This is a genomic window from Chitinophagaceae bacterium C216 (assembly GCA_028485475.2).
GTDB lineage: Bacteria > Bacteroidota > Bacteroidia > Chitinophagales > Chitinophagaceae > Niabella > Niabella composti.
Genome location: CP144143.1, coordinates 614,499 through 631,381, shown reverse-complemented (window position 1 = coordinate 631,381; position 16,883 = coordinate 614,499). Strand labels below are relative to the sequence as shown.

Here is a 16,883-nt window from a genome sequence, read left to right as displayed (position 1 = left end):
TGAAGAGAGTTTAAGGTTCCACGTGGAACATAATAAGTAGTTTGAAAAACAAAGTGTTTCACGTGGAACGTAAAGTAAAAATGTATTTTGAAAGATTAAGAAAGGTAGGTTTTTAACCATTGTTCCTCCATCGATCTCATTTGAGCTTGATCTTCTAAGGTTTTATCCTTATAACCTATGAGATGTAACACGCCATGAAAAATTACACGCAATAACTCTGTGTTTTGCGGCACATTAAAAGCTTTCGCATTGTCTTTTACCCTGTCTGTGCTGATATAAATATCAGATACCAGATTTGGAGAATTTTTTTCTGAAAGATCGAACGTTATAATATCAGTATAGTAATCGTGATTTAGATGTGTTTGATTTATGGAAAGAAGTTCTTCATCTGAGCAAAACACATAATTTATTTCAGCTCCGGTTTTTCCAACCTTGCGTAATTGCTGTATCAAAAAATCTTTTAGTCGCCTTCTTTCTTTTAAAGTAATAGGCTTCTGAAAGTAAAATCGAATAGAAAAATTTTTTAACGACATGTTCCAAAATTCGTAAACAAAACACAAACAACAATGCTTAGCTTTGCATTATGGAATTATTATTGTCTGATTTAGAACCGGGCCAGATAGCAACTATCGTGAAATTTACTACCGAGGAAATTTTTTTGAAGTTAATGGAAATGGGGTGCTTGCCGGGCGAAAAAATTGAAGTAGTACAAAAGGCATTGTTCAATGACCCTATGTCTGTTTCTGTGGCGGGCTATCTGCTAAGCCTTAGAACAGATGAAGCAAAACATATTGTTGTACATACTGGCGAATAATACCCCTAATGAAAATCGGACTTTATTTTGGTTCCTTTAATCCTATCCATCACGGCCATCTCATCATTGCAAATCATATCTTGAATGAAGAATGGGTAGAACGTGTATGGTTTATAGTATCTCCTCAAAACCCATTCAAAGAATCTGCATCTCTGCTCAACGAAAATCACCGCTATCATTTAGTCAATCTAGCTATTGAGGGCGATATTCGAATGAAGGCCAGTGATATTGAATTTACTTTACCGCGACCTTCTTACACAGCAATTACTCTAGCACATCTCACTGAAAAATATCCACAGCACGAGTTTGCTATCATTATGGGTGGGGACAGCTTCCAAAATATACATCGGTGGAAAAACGCCTCTTATATATTAGAAAATTATGAAATATTAGTATATAATCGACCATGTTTTGATATTTCTGTCGATTCTACATCAAAAGTAAAAGTATTGGAGGCTCCATTACTTGAAATTTCTGCTACGCATATTAGGCGTTTAATCAAGGAAAGAAAATCAGTAAAATACCTTTTACCCGACAACGTTATTGAAGAAATTGAAAAGGGCGGCTATTATAGAAAATAACCCAATGCAATACTTACTGCTACCAGAATGGGTGGTGGAATGCGAGTAAATATCAGCGCAAAGGCCGAACCGAGAATGATGGCAATATTCCAAAATCCCAAAGTGCTTCCGTCAAACAATATCACATCTTTCAGAATGTAAAAAGTAGAACCAATCATAATACCTAGTACGGCAGCATTAATACCTTCGAGAGATCGATAAATTACGGCATATTTCTTCAACATATTCCAAATAGGAAAAAAGAAAAGCACCAGCAATGCACTAGGAAGAAAAATGCCAATCATTCCAATCACTCCTCCCAGAATTTGCATAGATGGTCCCATGTCTTTCAGGGCTAGTCCGCCCGAATAGGAAGCAATGGAAAAAACCGGACCCGGTACGGCACGCACAATACCGATACCGGTAAGCATTTCCTTTTTTCCTATTTGTATAACATTAGGGTTTTTGTTTTTCACTGCTTCAGGTCTTACGCTAAACTGTTCATACATTATCGGCATCAACACATTTCCGCCACCGAAAACCAGACTGCCCATACGATACGTATGTTCGAATAAATTGATAGGCTTGCGATAAGTCCAGTCGTTTTTACGCGCAGTTTCACTAAGCACACCCGCAATAATGAAAATAATCGCAAAGAGCCAGATGTTCCACCATCTGATTTTTCCGGGTTTGGTGTCTGTTTGCGGTATACGCTTGCGACTCAGATTGGTGACAATTCCACTGGCAATAATAAGAATAGGAACTATATAGGGTTTGCCAAAGAATAGAAATGTAGCAATGGCGGTAATTACAGCAATTACTCCGGTTATCAAATTTTTTACGGAGTAAGGTAAAGAGCTGATACAGGCAAAGATTAGAAAGCCTGCCGCCATGGGTACTATAAATTTAAAAATATCTGTGTGCCGAGATGAACCTTCGATATACTCTACAAAAAAGGAAAGCGCACACATGATAGTGCATGCAGGTAAAATCCATACAAGCAAGGTTAATATAGCCAGTACTGGACCTCCTCGTTTAAACCCAATTAATGTAAGCGTTTGAGTAGAAGAAGCTCCGGGTAACAGCTGGCAAAAAGCAGTATACTCCATCAATTCCTGCTCAGTAACATACGGCCTTTGCTTTACAAAAGTTTTCATCATCATTGCCAGATGCGCTTGGGGCCCACCAAAAGCCGTAAGGCCGTGTATGAAAACCAGCTTTAAAAATTCTAAGTGCCGCAAATACAACATGAGCGCGGAAAAAAATGAGTTGTGATGAATATTGTTTTTAAAGATAACGGATAAATATGAATCTAATTTCGCAAATATGAATAATAATTGCTATCTAACAGTAATATGAAAACATTTTTCGCGGTATTCTTTAATAAAGTACAGCTTGCCCTGTTTTTGATATTCGGTCAGAATGGTTTCCAACAATTTTTCCAATCGCGTATTGGGAGCTTTACGATTATTGAATCTTATATAAGAAATATCAAAAGAACAGCCGTAATTATGGGAGCTGGGTTTGGTAGTAACAGCATTAGTATTTATACGCGATAATCGTTTCTGATCATATAATGTACGCGTAACCGATGTAACTGTAAAAGTTTTCTTTTTGCTTCTTGTATAAAAAGTATTGCCGAGGTCTTTCAAAACTTTATAGGAGCGAGGGGTAAGGTAAGGTTTGCTATGTGTAAGTCTTGCAATAGTATAGCCACGATGCACACCTACTTTAACCAGCTTTTTTTTACTTACAAGAGCGTTTAGCTGAGAATTGTTCTGTATAAGTGGTATACCAGATCTCTGTGCGGCCTGAAGATGAGTATCATATACTGTTTGACCTGCTGCGTTGTATAGAACTAAAACAAATAACGGAAGTAGTAAGCGTTTTTGAAATTTCATTAATTTGATTCGAGTTTCTGGCAAAAGGGCAGCCAGAAAGACTGCCCTAAATATTTAATCCGCCACAGGCGCTAATCGTCTGACCCGTGATATAACTACTCAAGTCCGAAGCTAAGAACAGCGCCAGATTGGCAATGTCCTCAGGTTTTCCAAATCTGTTAAGAGGAATGTCTGCTAAATATTTTTCTGCCCCGGAATTTTCATTCAGATAGCTGGTCATATCGGTTTCTATAAATCCGGGAGCGATGGCATTACAACGAATATTCCGGCTTCCCAATTCTTTCGCCACGCTTTTGGTAAAACCAATAATACCTGCTTTACTTGCCGCATAGCTAGCTTGACCGGCATTTCCCATTACCCCAATTACAGAGCTCATGTTAATGATGCTGCCGCTTCTGGCTTTCATCATGGGTTTTAGAACCTGCTTGGTCATGTAGAAAACGCTGTTCAGGTTGGTATTTAATACTTCTTCCCATTGTTCCGGGCTCATCCGAAGCAAGAGATTATCGCGAGAGATACCGGCATTATTAACGCAAATATCTATTTGTCCGAATTCACTTAAAACATCAGCAACCAAACTTTCACACTGCTCAAAATTGCCCGCATTGCTTTTATAGGCTTTGGCTTTTACGTTAAGTGCTTTCAGTTTTTCTTCAAGGGCCGCTGCACGCTCTGCACTGCTATCGCTTACATAAGTAAAGGCCACATTTGCGCCCTGTTCTGCAAATTTTACGGCAATGGCTTCGCCAATTCCGCGGGCTGCACCGGTTACGATGGCTACTTTGTTTTCAAGAAGTTTCATGTAGTGATGAATTTTTGTGCGCTGCAAAATAAGTAATTATTTGTATGTAGGCGGTAATTAGCGGCAGATATTGAAATTATATCACTGCATTGAGAAGGGTTTGGAAGATTGTTTAATTTTATAAAAGAGTCATTACATCACTAATGCAAAATGATTTATATAACGGTGTCTTCTGTTTCTGCAAGGTAGTGTAATGTGTTGTGCAACAGAATATCCGTTATTTATTTTAAATTAAAGCTATCTTGCACACATGTCAATTCAGGATTTTTTAGTACCGGTAAACATACTGGAAATTACCGGCGATGAGCGTTACAAGCCCGGACAGCTGGGAGATACCATTAATATATATACCGAAACGTTTCCCGATGTGGAACAAGCCGAACTTATAATTGTGGGTTGTGGAGAACAACGCGGAGGCGGTATCATTGGTTCGGTTTCACAGGCTCCAGATATGATCCGAAAAAAATTTTATCAGTTGTTTTATTGGCATGAAAAAATAAAACTAGTCGATATTGGTAATATTCAACAAGGAGCTTCTTACAACGATACGCTTGTGGCCCTACAAATGGTCATTAGCGATCTCACTGCTCTGGGTAAAACAGTGATTATATTGGGCGGCTCGCACGATCTAACCCTTTCGCAATACAATGCCTGTAAGAGCGCCGAACAGCTGGTAGAAGTAACAGGTGTTGATGCCTTAATTGATCTGGATATGGAGTCTCCATTCAAAAATGATAATTTTTTGATGGAGATGTTTACCTCAGAGCCTAACTATGTGAAACATTATAACCATATCGGTTTTCAAAGCTATCTGGTTCATCCCGGTATGTTGCAAACGCTGGACAAACTGAAATTTGATTTTTATCGGGTAGGACATGTGAAGGAAGATATGGATGAAGTAGAACCGGCGATTCGTAGCAGCAATATTTTTTCATTTGATATCAATGCGATTGCTAATGCTTATGCGCCAGCCAACCTGCTTACACCCAATGGCTTTAACGGTGAAGAAGCCTGCAAGCTAATGCAGTATGCCGGAATGAGTAGTAATATGCAGTCTATCGGTATTTATGGATACAATCCGCAACAGGACAGGGAGGAACTTACCGCAATGCAAATTGCCCACATGTTATGGTATATTATAGATGGGCGACATCGTCGAAGCAAAGAGGCCGATATCAGCGACTTGGATAATTTCAACGAGTTTCAAATTGCATTTTCTGAAATTGAAACCTCTTTTCTGCAAAGCAAGAAAACAGGAAGATGGTGGATGCAGCTTCCTAACAAAAACTATATACCCTGCAGTTATAAGGATTATTTAATGGCGAGTAGAGATGAAATTCCTGAACGTTGGTTTAGAGCGCAACAGCGGTAATGGGCTATAATTATTGATGAACGGTAACAATTGGTTGGGCGTTTTTTCTACATTTACATTATAATTTTAAATATATGGTTAAGCAATTCTTATTGATAACATTAGGTTTTGTAGGCCTAAGTGTACAGGCTCAAAAAACAGCCGATCCAGTTCCCTTTGCTAAAACGATTACCGAAAAAGATCTGCAAAAGCATCTTACCATCATCGCCAGTGAAGAAATGGGCGGACGCGATACGCCCTCTCCAGGACTGGAAAAAGCAGCTCAATACATTGAGCAACAGTTTAAGGCTTTCGGGTTAAAACCCGGCAACAAGGGTAGCTTCAGACAACCCTTTATTCTGGAAAAAGACAGTGCTACACATTTAAAGCTGGAAATGGGAGAGGCGTCATTTAGGCCTTATGTAGACTTTGCTCCTTGGATTAGTATGCCACAACAGGCTTCTCTACGCTTCTCAGAATATGTATTTGTAGGATATGGAATTGTAGATGAAAATCGCGATGACTATAAAGATGTGGACGTAAAAGGCAAATTAGTTGTATTTCTCAACGGTCAGCCCGAAGGGTTTCGATCTAATAAACCCCGCAGACAATCTCCTGTATTTATTTCTAACAAGATTGCCAATGCCAAAAAGAAGGGGGCCGCTGCGGTGCTAATTATATCCGAGATGCTGCCATCGCGACAAATACTGGACATGTACCGTCCCAAAAATGAGCAGGCCGTATCAGAAGAAAATAGCGCCATCCCTGCCTTCTATATTAATGATAACGTATTGACTCGTAAGGGCTACACAATCAATCAAATAAAATCTCTTGTTGGCAATCAGGTAATAGATCCCATGATTGAAGAAGCCCAGGTAAATATTGAATACAAATCTGGAAAAGTAACAGCTACCGTAAGCAATGTTATTGGTATCGTAGAAGGTACGGACAAAAAAGACGAATATCTCTTTGTGACCGCACATTATGATCATGTAGGAACAGATGAAAAAGGTAATATTTATTATGGTGCAGATGATGATGGTTCCGGTACTGTTGCTGTAATGAAAATGGCCGAAGCTTTTGCTAAAGCCAAAAAAGCCGGAAAAGGACCTCGTCGTAGTATAGCATTTATGCTGGTGTGTGGTGAGGAGAAAGGTTTGTGGGGTTCAGAGTATTATTCCGATAATCCCATTTATCCACTTGAGAAAACAACCGCTAATCTGAACATCGATATGATTGGACGTATCGATACCGAAAGATTAAGCGCTGATACACTAAACTATGTATACGTAATTGGTCATAATAAATTAAGTACCGATTTGCAGCCAATTTTGGAAGGGATGAATAATAAATACACCAAATTGGTACTGGATTATAAATTCGACGATCCCAATGATCCACATAGGATTTATTATAGAAGCGATCATTACAATTTTGCCAGAAAAGGCGTTCCTATTTTATTCTTCTACGATGGCATGTTGCAGGCTGATTACCACAAGCCTACCGATACCGTGGATAAAATCAACTTCCCACTATTAGCTAAAAGAGCACAGCTGGTGTTTTATACAGCCTGGGATATGGCCAATAGGGATGAATTGCTGAAACGCGATCTGAAGTTAGATCAATAGCGAATCCTTTTAAAAAGCATATTATTAAAAGCCCGGTTACACCCGGGCTTTTATGTGCGTATATAAAAAGTGAAGAGATTTCAACAATAACGATACAGTTAAACGCTGTGAATAAATATTACTTACAATAAAAAAGTTTTTACCAAAAGATGTAATAAAAAAACGGTTCCCAAACATTTGGGAACCGTTTTAAAAAGTATACTAACACAAATTTTACCAACCCAAAACCCAAGCGAAAATCAACGGAGCAACAATTGTTGCATCGCTTTCTACAATAAACTTGGGAGTGTGAATATCCAGTTTACCCCAGGTAATTTTTTCATTAGGAACAGCACCACTGTATGAGCCATAGGATGTAGTACTGTCGCTGATCTGACAGAAATAACTCCAGAAAGGAACATCTTCCCAACCCAGATCTTGATACATCATGGGTACTACACATATGGGGAAGTCTCCAGCAATGCCCCCTCCAATTTGGAAGAAGCCTACACCCTTGCCACCGCTGTTAGCGCGGTACCATTCTGTCAAGTAAACCATATATTCGATACCGGTTTTAACAGTGCTGGCCTGGAGTTCGCCTTTGATAACATAGCTGGCAAAAATGTTTCCTGTTGTACTGTCTTCCCATCCCGGACAAACAATAGGAAGGTTTTTTTCTGCAGCAGCTACGATCCAGCTGTCTTTAGGATCAATTTCATAATACTGCTCCAGCTCTCCACTAAGGATAATCTTATACAAATACTCATGTGGAAAATACCGTTCGCCCTTGGCTTCTGCTTCTTTCCATTGTTTTACCAGATGGCTCTGCAAACGACGGAATGCTTCTTCTTCAGGGATACAAGTATCGGTAACCCGATTATAATGATTTTCCAATAAGTCCCATTCATCTTGCGGCGTCAGATCTCTGTAATTAGGTACTCTTTTATAGTGCTTGTGTGCCACCAGATTCATTACGTCTTCTTCCAAGTTGGCACCAGTACAGGAAATGATATGTATCTTATCCTGCCGAATCATTTCTGCCAGCGATAACCCTAATTCGGCTGTACTCATGGCTCCGGCAAGTGTCACCATCATTTTTCCGCCCTCCAGCAAATGTGCTTCATAAGCTTTGGCGGCATCCATCAATGCGGCAGCATTAAAATGTCTGTAATGATGCTGAATAAAATTAGAGACAGGTCCTTTACTCATGATATAAACTTTTTTTATTCGCCTTCAGATCACAAAACTGTGAGACAATGCGGATGACAAAAGTACTGTTTATACCACAAAACATAAAACCTCAAAAAAGGATTGGTTTTGTGAAAAAATATTTAGATATTTGTCTAAATATATAAATGTTGAAGTGACGATTAATACTGTTTTCAAAGCGCTGAACGACGCCACTCGCAGGGAAATATTAGAACTACTGCGAAAAAGAGATATGACTGCGGGAGAGATTGCCGACCATTTCAGTATTTCAAAACCCAGCATTTCCCATCACCTGGAATTACTGAAGCAGGCCGATTTGGTGGTATCTGTCAAGAAGGGGCAATTTGTAGAGTATTCTCTGAATACGACCGTCATAGACGAAATGCTAAAATGGTTGATACAACTAAAAGACAATCGGAAATAAAACATACCAATATGAAACAACTGTTGAAAATGCTTTTATGGGTAGTTTTTATGGCACCATTGATATATCTCATGAATATATGGAATGAACTACCTGAGCGCGTACCACTCCATTTTGATATAAATGGAAATGCCGATAGATATGGCAGCAAAACTGAACTGGCTGCGATAGTAGGTATAATGGTTGTGGTAAGCATACTAACTACACTACTTATCAGAAATATCCACCGTATAGATCCTAAGAAGAAATATACAGCCGATAGTTTGAAAAAAATGAAAGAATTATCCGTTATCATGGCTGTATTTTTATCTGCACTTGCAGCGGCAATTATTTACAGCGCCTCCAATGGTACTACACTTTCAACCGGAAAGTTTATCTTTATAGGAGTAGGATTATTGTTTGCAATTTTGGGCAACTATATGTATAATATAAAGCCGAATTATTTTATAGGCATCCGAATTGCAACCACACTTGAAGATGAAAATAACTGGAAAGCAACCCATCGTTTAGCAGCTCCGCTATGGCTTGCAGGAGGCGTATTGATTGTACTGCTGGCATTGGTGCTCCCTCTAAAGCCAGCTTTGTATGGTATGGGTATTGTGTTTCTGTTGATTATTATTGTGCCCATTGCATATTCTATTTATTTATACAAAACAGGTAAGTAGTTTTAAAAACAGTACATTCACTTTTTAATACCATACTATGAAAAACTTTTTATTATTCTTTTCACTGATACTATGTAGTGTAGCATTTGCACAATACAAGGAAGACTCTCTTACTTTACACACATCCTCTGGCGATTTATATGGAAGTCTCATTGTTCCTGCCAATACCAACTCATTCGATGTAGTCATCATTCAACCAGGATCCGGACCTACCGACAGAAACGGAAATAACCCAATGGGTGTAAAAGCCAATAGTTATCGTATGCTGGCCGATTCGCTGGCAAGATACGATATAGCCACATTGTTAATTGATAAGCGCGGTATTGCTGCAAGCGCTAAATCTTTTACAGATGAATCCAAAATAGTTTTCGAAGATTATATAAAAGATTTAGAAGAGTGGTCACAATTGTTAAGAAAGGACAGCCGGGTGAAGCAGATCGTTTTAGCCGGTCATAGCGAAGGCTCTCTGATTGCTATGGTAGCCGCGCAACGAGTAAAAGCTGATAAATATATTTCCATTGCCGGCCCTTCCAAACCCATTGATGAAATTCTCAGTTGGCAGTTGAAACAACAAGCGCCAGCATTAGCATCCGCTGCCGATTCTATTCTACCACAATTGAAAAATGGACAAACTGTAGCAAACATTTCTCCTGAGTTGAATATACTATTTAGACCTAGTGTACAGCCATATCTCATTTCATGGATGAAGTATAATCCTTGCGAAGAAATCGGTAAATTGACCATCCCCGTGCTAATTATTCAAGGAACAACTGATTTGCAGGTGCAGCAAAGCGAAGGAGAAGCTCTTCATACTTGCAATAAACAATCGTCTTTATCAATGATCGAAGAAATGAATCATGTTTTAAAAAAAGCAACAGGAAACAGAATAGCACAAGCCGCGTCCTACAGTAGCCCCGATTTGCCCATTCCCCAGCAATTGGTTGCAGATATAGTAACATTCATTAAGAAATAATATATGAACTATTTGGCACATGCATATTTATCCTTCAACCATGAACAGATTTTACTGGGGAATATGATCAGCGATTTTGTAAAGGGCAAACAACAATATAATTATCCCCAATCTGTTCATAAAGGGATTGTATTGCATAGAGCCATCGATGCATTTGCCGATATTCATGCTGCAACTAAAGAGGCTAAAACTGTTTTTAAAAAAGCCTATCGTTTATATAGCGGAGCGTTTATTGATGTAGTAAACGATCATTTTCTTGCTTTAGACACCGCAACCTTTACCAAAGACTCGCTGTTCGAGTTTTCCCAAACAACGTATCATCTTTTAGAAAAACAAGAAGCTGTTATGCCCGAAGCTTTCCGGCGCATGTTTTTCTATATGCGTAGCCAGAACTGGCTGTATAGTTACAGAACAAGAGAAGGAATTTATCAAAGTTTTGGTGGCTTAGTAAAAAGAGCCGCATATTTGCATGACAGTTCGCAGGCTGTGGAAATTTTCGAGCTGCATTACGACTTCTTGAAGGAATGTTTTGATGCGTTGTGGCAGGACATGAAACCCTTTGCCCGCTATACTTTTGAAACGTTATTGCAGCAATAAAGAATTAATAATATTTATTAGCAAGAAACATTTGTAAAATCTTTAAGATGAAGAGTCTTTCGGTTGCTGTTTTGTTTTTATGGATACTCGTTTCCGGTTGTAAGGAAAATAGTAAGACTGCCGCTGAAAATATGGATGCGGAACAACAGGTGAAGAATGATAGTATTGCTAACTTAACACCTCAGCGGCCCCAACCGCTACAACAAACAGAAGAAGAACCAGGAATTTATGCAGAAGTAGACCTTTCTCCAATGGATATGAGTTATTATCCGCATAAATTTCCGCAATTAAAAATGGCAGGTTCCGGAGATTCCCTACCCGTGATGAGGGTAATATATAGTCGTCCTCATTTGCAGGGGCGTAATCTTTTTGAAGATATAATAAAGTTCGGTGAAAATTGGCGTTTGGGTGCCAACGAAGCTACAGAACTCGATATATTTCAACCGGTTACTATCGGAGATAAAAAACTAGCCCCCGGTCGTTATACATTATATGCTATTCCCAAAGCAGGCTATTGGACAATTGTGGTAAACGAAGAGCTGGACATGTGGGGATTAAAGCAAAACGAAGCCAAAGATTTAGTGAGAGTGCAGGTACCGGTTACTTACTACAATCCGCAACTGGAATATTTTACTATGGTTTTTGAAAAAGCCGATTATGGAGCGAACCTGATAATTGCATGGGATGATGTTGTAGCCAAGCTTCCTATTAAATTTTAGAACAGGCTTTAACACTTTTAAAAGAGTAAGACATTTCTTATGTAAAAACAAAAAGGGAGGAGATAAGAATACCCCCTCCGTATAGTTTTACATGAGAAAAAAAAGTTCATATTTGTCTTATGAAAGACAAAAAGTGTCTATTCTAGGCTATTTTTTGGTGGAATCCCCTCTTTTGTATTTTCCGGCAAGTTCTAGATCCCCTTTGCTATTAGCATTGAGATGGATATAATGACTGTTATCCTTTAATACAATTTGGTATTGAGTCCCAAATTTATTGGATATTTCTGTTACACCAAAAATTTCTTTTCCTAAATATTGATTTTTAACATTATAAAGGATGTTTGCTGGCAATTCGCTTTCCCCGTAATAACGAATGGTCTGCACCAGTCTTCCTTTTTGATCAATAGTAACCCGGGTTTTAATAGACGCCAGCGTGAAAAATGCTTCATACTGTTTTCCTACGTTGTTCCATGTAACATTACTAGCTCCTTTAAAAAGCTCATTAAACGTTTTCACCACTTTTTCGTTGTCGGGAAGATTTATGGAAGCAGCGTTGGCAGCAACGCTAACAAATAATACAGCAGACAGAATTAAGGCTTTCATCTCTTAAAAGTTTAAAGGTTGTTTAATTGTTTTTTGTTTATTGTAACACAAACATACTTCAGCAAGGCTCCTTCAGTCAAGTGTTTACTGGTAAAACCCCTGTAAATACTCGGTGAACGACGTTTTTTCGACCGTGAAAAGATATTTTTATCATCACCGATGTGTGCTTGTATAATCAAAGAGCGCTCCTTGTTCATTGTAAAGGTAAAGCCGGCAGTTACCTATATACAAGCGAAATGAGGACCAGCGGTATGCTGAGCTTTGTTAAACAATTTTAAAGAATAAGAATTCGTTGTTTTTTCTCAACGAACGGTTTTATTGTTTTTTAAACGGCAACAAAACAAAATCAGATTTTTTATTATGATTTTGATTTTTGGATGCACGGTTATAAGAGCTCTTCACAAAACCATTTATGCTCATTGACATTTCTTATACGTGAGAGAAGGCTCAAATGTTACACGTTAAAACCGAAAAAATTTTGAGAATGTAATCAATTAACATTTTTGTAGAGGTTATTCGGGTTGCTATTTTTACTACCTTCAATGTTCTTAAAAGAATAATGAGATGAATCGCGATACTAAAATCATTCATGCCGGGGTAGAGCCAGATCCCTCTACCGGAGCTATTATGACTCCCATATTTCAGTCTTCCACATTTGTGCAGAGTGCCCCTAATGAACACAAAGGATATGATTATTCCCGTGCCGGAAATCCAACGCGTACGGCATTGGAAAAAGCTTTTGCCGAATTGGAAAATGGTAAATATGGTTTGGCTTTTAGTAGTGGGGTAGCTGCTACCGATGCTGTATTGCGACTGTTGAAACCGGGAGATGAAGTGATTGCTGCAAAAGATATGTACGGAGGCACATACCGATTGTTTGCTACGCTCTGGGCCGATTTTGGTATTAAGTTTATTTATGTTGATACAACGGATGTGGCTAATGTGGAAAAAGCCCTAACTCCCAACACCCGAATGTTATGGGTGGAGACGCCCACCAACCCACTAATGAAAATTACCGATATCGAAGCGATGGCTGCTCTTTCTCAAAAAGCCGGGGCATTGCTCGTTGTGGATAATACATTTGCTTCGCCCTATTTGCAGAACCCATTGGATTTAGGAGCTGATATTGTTATGCATTCTGCCACAAAATATCTGGGTGGCCATAGTGATGTGATTATGGGTGCGCTGATGATGAACAGCCAAGAGCTGCGCGATAAATTATATTATATTCAAAAAAGCTCCGGAGCGGTACCCGGACCCTTCGATTGCTTTTTGGTATTAAGGGGTATCAAAACGCTACACGTACGCATGCAGCGGCATTGCGAAAACGGAAGAAAAGTAGCACAATTTTTAAAAGCTCATCCCAAAGTAAAAAATGTGTATTGGTGCGGATTTGAAGATAGTCCCGGATATCAAATAGCCAGAAAGCAGATGCGTGATTTCGGTGGAATGATGAGCTTTGAATTAAAAGACGCCTCCATCGAAGCGGCCTTGAAAGTTTTAAAGGGAACCAAAATTATAGCCCTAGCAGAAAGTTTGGGTGGAGTCGAGTCTTTAATCAACCATCCTGCCTCCATGACGCACGCTTCTGTTCCCCGCGAAGAAAGACTCGCCAACGGCTTAAGCGATTCGCTCATGCGTTTGAGCATTGGTATCGAAGATGCTGAAGATTTAATTGCCGATCTGCAGCAAGCTATCGGGTAAGATCGTTATAAAAGAGGATGCTTGTTATTATAAATAATGCACCGCATTATTACAGGGCTTTGCTGCTCTAAAAGTGAAGCAAACCAGCTAATTTTGCATTTATTTGCCCATATTTATCAATAATGGAAGGAGAGAATCATAGATCAACGATAGAAGATCCATTACGTTTGTTTATTCAAAACTTAAATAATAATTACGTTCATTGGGATAAGTTCAAGGATATGCAGTTGCCCCTTTCTGGAAACAGAGAGGAGATTTGGCAACAAGTGGTGAAAGAGAGAGAACAGGGCTATACTCGAAAACTATATTATCACAATCAGCATATTTCTTGGTGGCTTAGCAATGCTTTGGAGGCTCAGCTACATCGCATGGATATTGATCTGGCTGGAGGGCGAGGGATGGATGTATTGTTAGAAAACAAGCAAACCCATCGGCACAAAACTCACGCCTTACTCGAAGAAAGCATTACCTCTGCATTGCTGGCCGGCATTTCCGTTTCTAAAAAAATGGCTAAGGAAATGCTGTTGAAAAAACGTCCTCCTCAAAATACCGAAGAACAAGTCTGTGTAAATATTTATCGTACTTTACAGTTTGCTTTTTCACAAAAGGACGAAGTGCTCACAGAAGCGTTGTTGCTTCAGATACATCAAACACTTACTAAGGACACCATTAAGCAGAAAGGTATTGGACGCTATCGTACCAATAATAAGGTAGATGAAAGCTTGATTGATGGGGCAGCCGGATACAAACCACCACAAGCAGCCCAGCTGAATCAACTCATGTCTGTTGTATTTGAGTTGTATAATAATGATCAAACACCCTTTTTTATTCATCCATTGGTAAAAGCTGGCATTCTTCATTACCTCATCCTGAGTATTCGTCCATTCAAAGACGGCAACGGACGAATGGGGCGCATTCTGGCACAAATGTATCTGCTGAAAAAAGGCTATTGGGTTGCTGAGTTTTTATCAGTGTCCAATGTAATATCCAAGTTGCGCACCCAATATCATAAAGCGATTGTACAGTCGCAGACCGATGGAAACAATATTGGATATTTTATCCATTTTTATATTCAGTCGCTTCAAATGGCCTTGCGTTCATTGAAGGATCTTGTACAACGCATCACTAAAGAAAAGTCGGAAAGTGCTGCCGTCAAGCTGCCGGGTTATAATGAACGTCAAACCGCCGTAATACAATGGCTGAAAGAAGATGCCGAAAAAGTTGTTACTATTCGTGAACTGCGTTCGGTATACGGTATTTCCAAAGAAACAGCTCGTACCGATTTGATTGCGCTGGTAAACAAAGGCTGGATTAAGTATTATCATATCAACAAAAAAACTTACGCCTTCGTCAAAGGCGATCAGTACGAACAACTGATGCAAAACAATGGATAGCGGACTCAAGGAGTTTTTGGATAAAAAGGCTGCCCAATACGAACAGGCCGGTTTCATAAAAGACGACCCTATTTGTATACCGCATCGATTTACGAAAAAGCAGGATATCGAAATTGCCGGATTCTTTGCTGCCATTTTAGCCTGGGGAAATCGTAAGAGTATTATCAACTCTTGCGATCGGTTGCTTCATGGGATGGATCATGCGCCCTATGATTTTATCATGAACTTTGAAGAAAGTGATTTACGTCCTTTTGTAAATTTTGCGCATCGTACCTTTAATGCTACAGACCTTTTTCATTTTTTCGATTTTTTGAGATGGCATTACAGAGATCGCGGGGCAGCTACTCTTGAAACGGCATTCACTGCGTTCATGCAAAAGGACGATGAAAATGTAGAGCAGGCGCTTACCGGCTTTCACTATTCTTTCTTTAATGAAAAACTTTTTCCCGACTTCCCTCGACGCACGGTAAAACATATTGCTTCGCCTGCTAAAAAATCGGCATGCAAGAGATTGAATATGTTTTTAAGATGGATGGTACGTAGCAATAAAAAGGGTGTCGATTTTGGTATTTGGAAAAACATACAACCTTCTCAGCTGGTGTGTCCTTTAGATGTGCATGTGGAAAGAGTAGCTAAGCACTTTCAGCTATTGCAACGTATTCCTAATGATTGGCAGGCTGCAGTAGAGCTGACGAGAAATTTAAAACAACTCGATGCAAAAGATCCTGTAAAGTACGATTTTGCTTTATTTGGATTGGGCGTAATAGAAAAATACTGAAGGGTAGTATCGTCCTTCAGTATTTTATATATGAAAAGAAAAATGTGTAATGTTGTTTATTTTCTTTTTTTCTCAAACATCAACTCTTTTACCTTTTCCTTATCTTCTTTTTCTTTTTTCAAATCAAACATGGTTCCAAACACATGGTCCCATAATGTACTGCTCACCCCAAAGCCCTTGCTTTCGTCTTTGTAGTGATGCAAGTGGTGGTTACGCCACAAACCTTTCATCCATTTAAACGGCGGGTTCCAGGCATGAATGGCATAGTGCATGGTTCCGTACATCAGATAACCGAGGATAAACCCGGGGAAGAACATGAAAGCATGCTGGCGCATGATCAGGTAAAATATGCTGAACAAAACCGATGCAATGATGATGCTGGGAACCGGAGGCATAAATAAACGCTGCCTATCGCGCGGATAATGATGGTGATTACCGTGCAGCACATAAGAGATTTTCTGAATAGTAGGATTATCACTCACCCAGTGGAAAATAAATCTGTGGGCTAGGTATTCAAAAAAAGACCAGAAAAACATGCCACAGAAGAAGATTAAAAATACGAATCCGGTTGAAAAGTGTAAATGCGTAGCACTGTAGTATAGCATATATGTAATCACCGGAATATACATGCCCCAAATCACCAGCGGGTGGGTTTTGGTAAGCATTTCCAGATAGTCATTCTTAAAAAGTCGGGCCTGCCCTTTGTTATGAATCTTATCAAATTTCATAGCACAAAAATATAGTAAAACTTGTCTACTCTGTTTAGGTTTAAGAAAACGCTA

19 protein-coding genes are annotated in these 16,883 nt (G+C 39.2%); 12 read left to right on the top strand and 7 right to left on the bottom strand.

Features of this window, described 5'->3' with window-relative positions:
* Positions 1-95: 95 nt before the first annotated feature.
* Entirely contained in the window at positions 96-533 is a 438-nt protein-coding gene (gene ybeY / locus PIECOFPK_RS02605) for an rRNA maturation RNase YbeY (RefSeq protein WP_409966449.1), read from the bottom strand.
* Positions 534-583: 50 nt separating this feature from the next.
* Here ybeY and PIECOFPK_RS02600 point away from each other — a divergent pair, with 50 nt between their 5' ends.
* Positions 584-814: a ferrous iron transport protein A gene (locus PIECOFPK_RS02600; protein ID WP_330974797.1), complete on the top strand. Its 231-nt coding sequence runs from the start codon at positions 584-586 to the stop codon at positions 812-814.
* 8 nt (positions 815-822) lie between these two features.
* Positions 823-1,395 carry a nicotinate (nicotinamide) nucleotide adenylyltransferase gene (nadD, locus tag PIECOFPK_RS02595; RefSeq protein ID WP_409966448.1) on the top strand — a complete coding sequence of 191 codons (573 nt, stop codon included), beginning with the start codon at positions 823-825 and terminating at the stop codon, positions 1,393-1,395.
* Here the strand turns inward: nadD and PIECOFPK_RS02590 are convergent.
* The 3 genes from PIECOFPK_RS02590 to fabG form a co-directional block, all read right to left on the bottom strand.
* Positions 1,383-2,624, bottom strand: a complete 1,242-nt coding sequence (locus PIECOFPK_RS02590) for a chromate transporter (RefSeq protein WP_409966447.1) — start codon at positions 2,622-2,624, stop codon at positions 1,383-1,385. The two genes, nadD and PIECOFPK_RS02590, sit on opposite strands and share 13 nt — an antisense overlap.
* 90 nt (positions 2,625-2,714) lie before the next feature.
* The gene (locus PIECOFPK_RS02585) at positions 2,715-3,275 is read right to left on the bottom strand and encodes a DUF5715 family protein (RefSeq protein ID WP_330974794.1); all 561 of its coding nucleotides are present in this window, start codon (positions 3,273-3,275) and stop codon (positions 2,715-2,717) included.
* Between the two features lie 46 nt (positions 3,276-3,321).
* Complete coding sequence (fabG, locus tag PIECOFPK_RS02580) at positions 3,322-4,077, bottom strand: 3-oxoacyl-[acyl-carrier-protein] reductase (protein ID WP_330974793.1); 756 nt, start codon at positions 4,075-4,077, stop codon at positions 3,322-3,324.
* A gap of 250 nt (positions 4,078-4,327) precedes the next feature.
* Here fabG and PIECOFPK_RS02575 point away from each other — a divergent pair, with 250 nt between their 5' ends.
* Both PIECOFPK_RS02575 and PIECOFPK_RS02570 read left to right on the top strand, forming a co-directional pair.
* Positions 4,328-5,449, top strand: a complete 1,122-nt coding sequence (locus PIECOFPK_RS02575) for a formimidoylglutamase (RefSeq protein WP_409966446.1) — start codon at positions 4,328-4,330, stop codon at positions 5,447-5,449.
* A gap of 74 nt (positions 5,450-5,523) precedes the next feature.
* A complete protein-coding gene (locus tag PIECOFPK_RS02570) occupies positions 5,524-7,056 on the top strand; it encodes a M28 family peptidase (RefSeq protein WP_409966445.1) in 1,533 nt (510 codons plus the stop codon).
* Positions 7,057-7,269: 213 nt separating this feature from the next.
* Here PIECOFPK_RS02570 and PIECOFPK_RS02565 read toward each other — a convergent pair whose 3' ends face one another.
* A complete protein-coding gene (locus PIECOFPK_RS02565) occupies positions 7,270-8,244 on the bottom strand; it encodes a deoxyhypusine synthase family protein (protein WP_330974790.1) in 975 nt (324 codons plus the stop codon).
* Positions 8,245-8,374: 130 nt separating this feature from the next.
* On the opposite strand from PIECOFPK_RS02565, the gene PIECOFPK_RS02560 reads away from it, so the two are divergent.
* The 5 genes from PIECOFPK_RS02560 to PIECOFPK_RS02540 are packed head-to-tail and all read left to right on the top strand — an operon-like array spanning position 8,375 to position 11,622.
* The gene (locus tag PIECOFPK_RS02560; protein ID WP_330974789.1) at positions 8,375-8,668 is read left to right on the top strand and encodes an autorepressor SdpR family transcription factor; all 294 of its coding nucleotides are present in this window, start codon (positions 8,375-8,377) and stop codon (positions 8,666-8,668) included.
* An 11-nt stretch (positions 8,669-8,679) separates the two neighbouring features.
* Complete coding sequence (locus tag PIECOFPK_RS02555; protein ID WP_330974788.1) at positions 8,680-9,333, top strand: SdpI family protein; 654 nt, start codon at positions 8,680-8,682, stop codon at positions 9,331-9,333.
* Between the two features lie 37 nt (positions 9,334-9,370).
* A complete protein-coding gene (locus tag PIECOFPK_RS02550) occupies positions 9,371-10,306 on the top strand; it encodes an alpha/beta hydrolase (RefSeq protein ID WP_330974787.1) in 936 nt (311 codons plus the stop codon).
* Between the two features lie 3 nt (positions 10,307-10,309).
* Entirely contained in the window at positions 10,310-10,903 is a 594-nt protein-coding gene (locus tag PIECOFPK_RS02545; protein ID WP_330974786.1) for an ACP phosphodiesterase, read from the top strand.
* Between the two features lie 47 nt (positions 10,904-10,950).
* Positions 10,951-11,622 (top strand): DUF2911 domain-containing protein, encoded by a 672-nt coding sequence (locus tag PIECOFPK_RS02540; RefSeq protein ID WP_330974785.1) that lies wholly within the window; start codon positions 10,951-10,953, stop codon positions 11,620-11,622.
* Positions 11,623-11,769: 147 nt separating this feature from the next.
* Here PIECOFPK_RS02540 and PIECOFPK_RS02535 read toward each other — a convergent pair whose 3' ends face one another.
* Positions 11,770-12,225, bottom strand: coding sequence for a hypothetical protein (locus PIECOFPK_RS02535; protein ID WP_409966444.1), 456 nt, complete (start codon positions 12,223-12,225; stop codon positions 11,770-11,772).
* A gap of 564 nt (positions 12,226-12,789) precedes the next feature.
* On the opposite strand from PIECOFPK_RS02535, the gene PIECOFPK_RS02530 reads away from it, so the two are divergent.
* The 3 genes from PIECOFPK_RS02530 to PIECOFPK_RS02520 all read left to right on the top strand — a co-directional run bounded on the left by PIECOFPK_RS02530 (position 12,790) and on the right by PIECOFPK_RS02520 (position 16,101).
* Positions 12,790-13,929: a cystathionine gamma-synthase gene (locus PIECOFPK_RS02530; RefSeq protein ID WP_330974783.1), complete on the top strand. Its 1,140-nt coding sequence runs from the start codon at positions 12,790-12,792 to the stop codon at positions 13,927-13,929.
* A 122-nt stretch (positions 13,930-14,051) separates the two neighbouring features.
* On the top strand, positions 14,052-15,323 hold the full coding sequence (locus PIECOFPK_RS02525; RefSeq protein ID WP_330974782.1) for a Fic family protein: 1,272 nt from the start codon (positions 14,052-14,054) through the stop codon (positions 15,321-15,323).
* A complete protein-coding gene (locus PIECOFPK_RS02520; RefSeq protein WP_409966443.1) occupies positions 15,316-16,101 on the top strand; it encodes a TIGR02757 family protein in 786 nt (261 codons plus the stop codon). The genes PIECOFPK_RS02525 and PIECOFPK_RS02520 overlap by 8 nt, the downstream gene beginning before the upstream one ends.
* A 56-nt stretch (positions 16,102-16,157) precedes the next feature.
* Here the strand turns inward: PIECOFPK_RS02520 and PIECOFPK_RS02515 are convergent, their stop codons facing one another.
* Positions 16,158-16,829 (bottom strand): sterol desaturase family protein, encoded by a 672-nt coding sequence (locus PIECOFPK_RS02515; protein ID WP_330974780.1) that lies wholly within the window; start codon positions 16,827-16,829, stop codon positions 16,158-16,160.
* Positions 16,830-16,883: the final 54 nt, after the last annotated feature.